Origin of the sequence: Pontibacterium sp. (genome assembly GCF_041587635.1) — a bacterium.
In the GTDB taxonomy this organism is placed as follows: Bacteria; Pseudomonadota; Gammaproteobacteria; order Pseudomonadales; family Balneatricaceae; genus Pontibacterium.
Genome location: NZ_JBFGYC010000211.1, coordinates 1 through 6,293, shown reverse-complemented (window position 1 = coordinate 6,293; position 6,293 = coordinate 1). Strand labels below are relative to the sequence as shown.

At 50.1% G+C, this 6,293-nt stretch carries 3 protein-coding genes; 1 reads left to right on the top strand and 2 read right to left on the bottom strand.

Annotated elements, in window-relative coordinates; genetic code table 11:
* The coding region (locus tag ABYW01_RS11430) for a bifunctional aconitate hydratase 2/2-methylisocitrate dehydratase (protein ID WP_372832811.1) at nucleotides 1-2,532 on the bottom strand (2,532 nt) is incomplete at its 3' end.
* Nucleotides 2,533-3,131: 599 nt separating this feature from the next.
* Here ABYW01_RS11430 and acnA point away from each other — a divergent pair.
* Nucleotides 3,132-5,849, top strand: coding sequence for an aconitate hydratase AcnA (gene acnA, locus ABYW01_RS11425; RefSeq protein WP_372832809.1), 2,718 nt, complete (start codon nucleotides 3,132-3,134; stop codon nucleotides 5,847-5,849).
* Between the two features lie 98 nt (nucleotides 5,850-5,947).
* Here the strand turns inward: acnA and ABYW01_RS11420 are convergent.
* Nucleotides 5,948-6,293 (bottom strand): CZB domain-containing protein (locus tag ABYW01_RS11420; RefSeq protein WP_372832807.1); only part of this gene is annotated, 346 nt, incomplete at its 5' end.

The window sequence follows — 6,293 nt, the reverse complement described above, 5'->3', positions numbered from 1 at the left end:
GTTACCCATACACAGGTTACATCCAGGACGCTCCAGGTACAGAATGTTTTCGTACTTGGTGCGCGCTTCTTCTTTTGGATTCTCGTCAGAGAATTCGAAGCCAGCGTATTTCTCCAGCAGCTCCCAGTCGCCTTCCGCTTTCAACTCGTCAACGATGTTGTAAGTTGGTGGCGCAACAACCAGTGGCGCGTTAAAGGTGATAGGACCTTTCTTCTCCAGGTTGCGCAGCATCGCAGCGATGATCTGCATATCACCTTTGTGAACCATACAAGAACCGATGAAGCCCAGGTCTACCTGACGGCCATCGTAGTAAGAAGCTGGACGGATCACGTCGTGGGTGTAACGCTTGGAGACGTCTTCGTTGTTTACGTCTGGGTCAGCAATCATTGGCTCATCGATTGCGTCCAGGTCAACAACCAGCTCAGCGTAGTACTGTGCGTTGTCGTCCGGAGCCAGAGCAGGTGCTTCGCCGGATTTAACTTCAGCGATACGCTTGTCAGCCAGGTCGATCAGACCCTGCAGCATGCCCGCTTCGTTTTCCATACCTTTGTTGATCATGATCTGGATACGGGACTTAGCCAGTTCCAGAGACTGGATCAGCGTCTCATCAGTAGAAATACAGATAGAAGCTTTCGCTTTCATTTCTGCAGTCCAGTCGGTGAAGGTGAAGGCCTGGTCAGCCAGCAGAGTACCGATCTGCACTTCGATTACACGACCCTGGAATACGTTTTCGCCAGCGAACTTCTTCAGCATCTGCTGCTGAGTCGCGTGTACGATGTCACGGAAGTCCATGTGAGGCTTCATGCTACCTTTGAAGGTTACCTTCACAGACTCTGGGATTGGCATTGCCGATTCACCAGTCGCCAGTGCGATCGCAACGGTGCCGGAGTCAGCCCCGAACGCTACACCTTTAGACATACGGGTGTGAGAGTCACCACCGATGATGATTGCGCGGTCGTCAACTGTGATGTCATTCAGTACTTTGTGAATAACGTCAGTCATGGAGTGGTAAACGTGTTTCGGATCACGTGCAGTGATTACGCCGAACGCGTTCATGAACGCCATCAGCTTAGGCGTGTTAGCCTTAGCTTTGTTGTCCCATACAGACGCAGTGTGACAACCAGACTGGAAAGCACCGTCAACGCTTGTAGAGATAGTAGAAGCAGCCATTGCTTCCAGTTCCTGACAGGTCATAGGACCGGTAGTGTCCTGAGAACCTACGATGTTCACTTTAACGCGAACGTCAGAACCGGTGTGCAGAGGAGTCTTAGAAGTAACACCTACTGCGTTACGGTTGAAGATTTTCTCAACCGCAGTCAGGCCCTGACCTTCGTGAGAAATCTCTTTAGACTGAGCGTATACCGCTGGCGCTTCAACACCCAGAGTTTCAGCAGCGAACGTTTGCAGTTTCTTACCGAAGGTTACCGCGTAAGAACCGCCAGCTTTCATGAATTCCACTTTTTGTGGGGTGAAAGCATCTGAGATGTCAGCCAGCTCTTCGTCACCGTTGTACAGTTTCTTCGCTTTGGTATCGATAGTCAGAACCGTACCCGTAGCAACGGAGTAGGCTTCTTCCAGAACTGCGTCGCCGTTAGCATCACGAACAACTTCGCCGTTAGCGTCAGTTTTCTTAACCCAGTTTTTCAGGTCCAGACCGATACCGCCGGTTACACCAACAGTCGTCAGGAAGATAGGCGCGATACCGTTAGTACCCGCAACGACCGGACGGTTGTTGATGAATGGGATGTATGGAGAAGTTTTCTCACCAGCCCACAGTGCAACGTTGTTAACACCAGACATACGGGAAGAACCTACACCCATGGTGCCTTTTTCAGCGATTAGCATCACTTTAGCATCAGGGTTAGCTTTGCCCATCTCAGCGATTTCCTGCTGAGCTTCTGGAGAGATCATGCACAGGCCGTGCAGTTCACGGTCAGCACGGGAGTGAGATTGGTTACCCGGAGACAGCAGGTCAGTGGAGATATCACCTTCTGCAGCGATGTAGGTAATAACTTTGATCGTCTCTGGGATATCATCCAGCTTGGTGAAGAACTCAGCTTTTGAGTAGCTTTCCAGGATCTCTTTAGCGATGGCGTTGCCCGCTTTGAAAGCGTCAGCAAGACGAGCGGTGTCTGCGTCGTACAGGAATACCTGTGACTTCAGAACTTCACCCGCAGCAGCAGCCTGAGCATCGTCAGACAGTGCGATATCAAGCAGTGCTTCAACAGAAGGACCACCTTTCATGTGAGACAGCTGCTCTAGTGCGAACTCAGGAGAGATTTCTGCAACAGCTTCTTTACCCTGAACGATGTCTTTCAGGAAAGCCGCTTTAACGCCAGCCGCTGGAGTAGTACCTGGCAGAGTGTTGTAGATGAAGAAGTTTAGAGAAGCTTCGCGCTCTGCATTACCCGTGTCTTTGATCTGGGCAATGATTTCGGATAGCAGCTCTGCGCTATCGATTGGTTTTGGGTTCAGGCCCAGGTCCTTTTTACGAACCTCAATTTCTTCTAAATACTCAGAGTAGTAGCTCATGGCGTCCAACGTCTCACTTAAATCTAATTATGATTTGCGGACAGATTATAGAAATAAGTCATAAACAGCTCAATGAAAACTACTTAAATCAAACTTATAGTCACTATAAATAGAAAAAATAGTACTAAAATCAAGGTGTTTCAGAGGGTATACATTGGTTGTACTGTGTTTCTATTTCTATTTGGAGGACCGTTTTTTCTGTAAATAGCAATCATTATCATGGCTAGTTGTTTATCGTGCCTGAGCTCAACCTCCCCCTATCATCGGCAAACCCATCTATAACCACAACATGCCATGAATTCTGCATTGCATAAACAAGCCCTATCACGTTTAAAGTTGCCAAAAACTTCTATACGTACTAGCAAATAGTCGCAGATTGTATGTAATTCAGGCGAAATCATTCCAATATCACTTGATTTACAGCTCCTATTGGCTAACATTGTCGACAATCTCAACAAAGTAAAAACTTATGGTGCAGGAAATAGCGGTTCGCTTGACGGCTGAATATACGACTGACAAGCAGCTTCAACAATAAGCGGTTGCTCGTGCAATAGAAGGCTGTAGGTTCAGAAACGTCATATCTGCGTGAGGTATAAAAAATGACAAGTCCTATCGATTTCGATCCATCCAGTTCTGTTAAAACACTCCCCGGAACGAAGCACAACTACCACAGTCTTCCAGATACCGCAGAACGGTTTGGTATCGACCTTGATGCATTACCTTTTTCACTTCGCCCTATCCTGGAAGGTATCGCCCGAAATGTTGGCCAGAACGGCGTAAGCGCTGAGCAGATTCAGGCGCTTGGTGGCTGGATAGAGCATCAGGGCAAAGAACCTATCGAAATACCTTTCACGGCAGGTCGTGTCATTATGCATGATCTGAGTGGCACGCCCGCCATTGTGGATTTTGCCGCTATGCGCTCTGCAGTTCAGCGTATGGATCTGGACCCTGCGATTATTGAGCCTCTGGTACGCGCAGATCTGGTTATCGATCACACAGTTACCATGGACAATACCGGTAGCCCTGCGTCTCTGAGAATCAATGGCGAGCTGGAAGCGGAAAGAAACAAAGAGCGTTATGCCTTCCTGAAATGGGGCGCGCAGGCATTCGACACCATCCGGATTATCCCACCGCAAACCGGTATCGTTCACCAGGTTAACCTGGAATATCTGGCACAAGGCTATCTCAACATGAATGGCCTGATGATCCCGGATACCCTCATTGGTATGGATAGCCATACGCCAATGGCAAACGCACTGGGCATTGTGGGCTGGGGCGTTGGCGGCATCGAAGCGGGTGCTTCTATGCTAGGCCAACCGATGCAGATGCTGGCACCAGAAGTAGTTGGCGTTGAGCTGACCGGTGCACTACGAGAAGGCGTCACCGCGACTGACCTGGTACTGACAATCACGGAAATGTTGCGTAACTATCCGGGTGGCGTTGTTGGTAAGTTTGTTGAATACGTCGGTGAAGGCTGTGCCAACCTATCCCTGCCTGACCGTGCGACCATCGCAAATATGTCGCCTGAATATGGCGCAACCATGGGCTTCTTCCCATTTGATGAAGTCTCTGCTGAGTATATGAGAGCAACAGGACGGGACGGCGATCTGCCACTGGCTTATTACAAAGCACAGAATATGGCCTGGACGCCGGGTCAGGCACTTCCTCGCTATACCGATCTTCTGCAGCTGGATCTGTCCACGGTTGAACCGTCTGTGGCGGGTCCGAAACGACCTCAGGACCGACTACCGCTGGCTGAGATCGGTAACGTATTCAGAAAAGCCGCAGCGGAAGGCGACCGTAATCCGGAAGTTGCAACCGTTACCCCAATGAAAGCAGACGAAGCGGGTATTTTCGCGCCTCTGCCTGAAAGGGAACTAAAAGACGGCGATATCGTAATCGCGGCGATCACCGCCTGCACCAACACATCCAACCCTGGCTTGCTGATCGCGGCTGGCTTGCTGGCCAAGAAAGCAAACGAACTGGGCATGAAAGTACCGGATGGCGTAAAAACGTCTCTGGCCCCAGGGTCACCGGTTGCCACCGACTTCTTAACCAAGGCCGGACTGCAGCAACATCTGGATGCACTGGGCTTTAATACTGCGGGTTACGGCTGTACAACCTGTGTAGGTAACTCTGGCCCTCTGGCACCAAGCATCGAAGAAGCACTGCAGAACCACGATATTATCGCTGCGTCTGTTTTGTCCGGTAACCGAAACTTTGAAGGTCGCGTACATCCTGATGTGGACGCCAACTTCCTGATGTCACCACCGCTGGTTGTTGCGATGGCGATGGCAGGCAACGTAAACATTGACGTGACCACTCAGCCACTTGGTAAGGATGCAAACGGTAACGATGTATTCCTTAAGGATATCTGGCCAAGCAACGCTGAAATTACTCAGACCATGCATGAGTGCATGAATCCGAAAGCCTTCCGTGAAACCTATGAGAACTCTCTCGACGGCCCGAAAACCTGGCAGAACCTTGAATCACCTACCGGCCCTGTTTATGACTGGGATGCAGATTCCACCTACATCCAGGAAATCTCTTTCTTCGACGGTTTCTCTCTGGAAACACCTGAAGACGCACTGAACAATATCTCAGGTGCGCGCATGCTGGTGATGTGTGATGACAACACAACAACTGACCATATCTCTCCGGTAAGCCGTATCCGTGCGGACTCTCCTCCTGGCGAATACCTGAGTTCACAGGGTGTGGCAGACAGCGATATGACATCGTTGGGTGCGCGTCGTGGTAACCACCACGTGATGCTGCGCAGTATCTTCGGCAACGTTAAAGCCAGAAACCTGATGCTGCCTGGAACCACAGGTGCAGTAACCAGCTATCACCCAGCTGAAGGTGCAGCAACGGAAATGTCTATTTACGACGCTGCTGCGCGTTACCGTGAAGAAGGCACCTCCACCGTTGTGTTTGGCGGAAAACTGTATGGCACCGGATCATCACGTGACTGGGCTGCTAAAGGGCCTGCATTGCTGGGTGTCAGAGCGATTATTGCTGAAAGCTTTGAGCGTATCCACAAATCCAATCTGGTGGGAATGGGTGTTCTGCCTCTGCAGTTACCGGAAGGCGTAACACGCGCTTCTCTGAATCTGGATGGCACTGAAACATTCGACCTGAATGGCATTGATACGCTTGAGCCTAGGGGTTCTGTCGAGCTGACCATTAACAGAGCGGATGGCTCATCACAGCAGATTGAGCTGGCTTCACGTGTTGATACCTCGTCAGAGCTGGATCAGATCCGTCACAAAGGCATCTTGCCGATGGTATTGCGAGATATTATCGCCTCGAATACTTAATCACTTCGTGTGATTCTGAACCTACTTCGGTAGGTTCAGCCTGATACAAAAAAACCCGCTCAATGAGCGGGTTTTTTATTACTTAGGATTAACCTGAATTAGCGATCAACCTCTTCCAGATCGGTTAACAACTCAAGAACCTCACCAGACGCTGCTTCTACGCGCTCAATACGCTGCATCGCTTCTTTAACACGACCACGGTTATAGAGCTCTACCGCCTGAATTCCGCCCTCATGCACCTGCTTATGTGGAATGGCCAACTTCACAAAACTAGGATGACTCTGATAGACCGATGCATTTACACTGGTATACCAACGGCCCAAACGACATGTGTGGTGACTCGACAACTCCGCGGCATTAAGACCCTCTCGCCCAGCGACCATATTTGTTAAGCGACGCTTCCAGATAACGTGATCTGACTTTGCCAACTTCACAACTTTACCT

What these genes read in the sequence shown, in the direction of transcription:
- acnA (WP_372832809.1), top strand. Translation starts at nt 3,132, where the DNA reads ATGACAAGTCCTATCGATTTCGATCCATCCAGTTCTGTTAAAACACTC.